We start from the raw sequence: 1614 nt of genomic DNA, 5'->3' as shown, positions 1-1614 counted from the left end.
GAACCTGGAAGGGGAAACAACATTGTTTGGGCAAATGCTTGTGGGGCAGACCGAAGGAAGTTCGGGTTCTAGCGGTTCTAGTGGCTCTTCAGGGTCAGGAAGCTCGGGATCAGGTAGCTCAGAAGGAGGGAAAAGACTAAAAGTGGTTAACTGTACTTGTCCAAATGGTAAAGCCGGCAAAACGGCAAAATGTAGGACCGACGGAGATAAAGAGCTATGTACGGCCACACAACAAGGACTTAATGGGTGTTATAGTACTTCGGTATTTAGCGCAGGGGATCTTCTCTGTGAAGGCGTCTGATTTACTTATGGCAGACTAAGTGAACGAGATGGTAGGAAAATGTTATTTCCGTTTGTCTTTTCTTGTCGGCTTTTTGCTGATTTCAATACTTTTTCCGGCATGTAGAAGGTCGAGCTCCAGAGCGAACAGCGACATCAGCAAGAAAATTGAATATAAAATAGCGGTACAAAAGGAAGACCTGGAGGCGATGGGGCAATTGCGCTTGTCTGATAGGGTTGAGGCATACACCTTGGTCTTCCTGGAAACCAAACCAACCTGCTTAATCGGCTCAATAGACAAAATATATGTGACCGATTCGTTGATATATGTGATGGACAACGAATTCATGCATTCGATTTTTGTCTTTGATTTATCCGGAAAATTCCGATTCAAGGTGTCGGCCAGGGGGAAAGGTAATTTTGAATATTCTTTCATGGACGACTTCGTGTTGGATGACGAAAGAAAAGAGATCTTAATTCTAGATGGCCAACTGAAACGGCTTTTTGTTTTTGACAGTGAAAACGGTCAGCCCGTCAGAACCCACCCACTGACTTTTTTTGCCGATAAATTTGAACGCTTGAAAGGGGACACCTTGGCATTCCTGGGGTCGGCAAGGGAAGACCGTTTGCTGCTGTGGGATATGGGTAAAAACAAGCTGCTCAATAGCTATTTCGCGTATGATATGAAACAGTCGGTGGGTGCCTTGAAACCTTTCCATAGGTTTGATGATCGTGTTTTCTATACCCGAAATTTGACAGATACCATTCTTGAAGTAACCGGAGCGAGGATGACCAGTAGCCGAGTGATTGATTACGGGGAATATGCAGTCAATGATCAGGTACTACAGGAAAACCAATTTGGCACGTTATCGGCACCTGGAAATTTTATGGCTAATACGCGTTTATACCAGGAAAACGAAGATTTTATATATTTTGTATTCGATTATGAAGCATTGAATCAGGAGAGTCCGTATTATGTGTTATATTCAAAATCATCGGGGAATATAATGTATTACACGAATCAGACCATGGTTGATGATATCACGTTCTATCCTTACGCCCCTCAATTGTTAACAACTAGTACAGATGGACGGTTTGTTTTCCCATTGGAAGCGATTTATGTTAAAGAAGCGACCGATATATTATTAGCAGCTAAAGAGGGGGATCGATATGGAATTGAGCGTAAGGAAAGGTTTCTTAACACCGTGGATGGCATCAAGGAATCCGACAATCCCATCATCGTTTTATATTCGTTCAAGACATTTTAATTTTTTGGAATTCATCTCCTGAGTTGGCCTCGCGACTGTTCTACCGGTTGATCAACCGCTTCGCCGA

1 protein-coding gene is annotated in these 1614 nt (G+C 43.1%); it reads left to right on the top strand.

Features of this window, described 5'->3' with window-relative positions:
• Positions 1-329 precede the first annotated feature (329 nt).
• Positions 330-1547 (top strand): DUF4934 domain-containing protein, encoded by a 1218-nt coding sequence (locus tag U9S71_RS20855; protein ID WP_326329795.1) that lies wholly within the window; start codon positions 330-332, stop codon positions 1545-1547.
• Positions 1548-1614 lie beyond the last annotated feature (67 nt).

This window comes from Parapedobacter flavus (assembly GCF_035818675.1).
Classification (GTDB): Bacteria; Bacteroidota; Bacteroidia; order Sphingobacteriales; family Sphingobacteriaceae; genus Parapedobacter; species Parapedobacter flavus.
The sequence above is the reverse complement of the archived record's forward strand: the minus strand, read 5'-3'. Positions and strand labels throughout refer to the sequence as shown.

What these genes read in the sequence shown, in the direction of transcription:
- U9S71_RS20855 (WP_326329795.1), top strand. Translation starts at nt 330, where the DNA reads ATGGTAGGAAAATGTTATTTCCGTTTGTCTTTTCTTGTCGGCTTTTTG.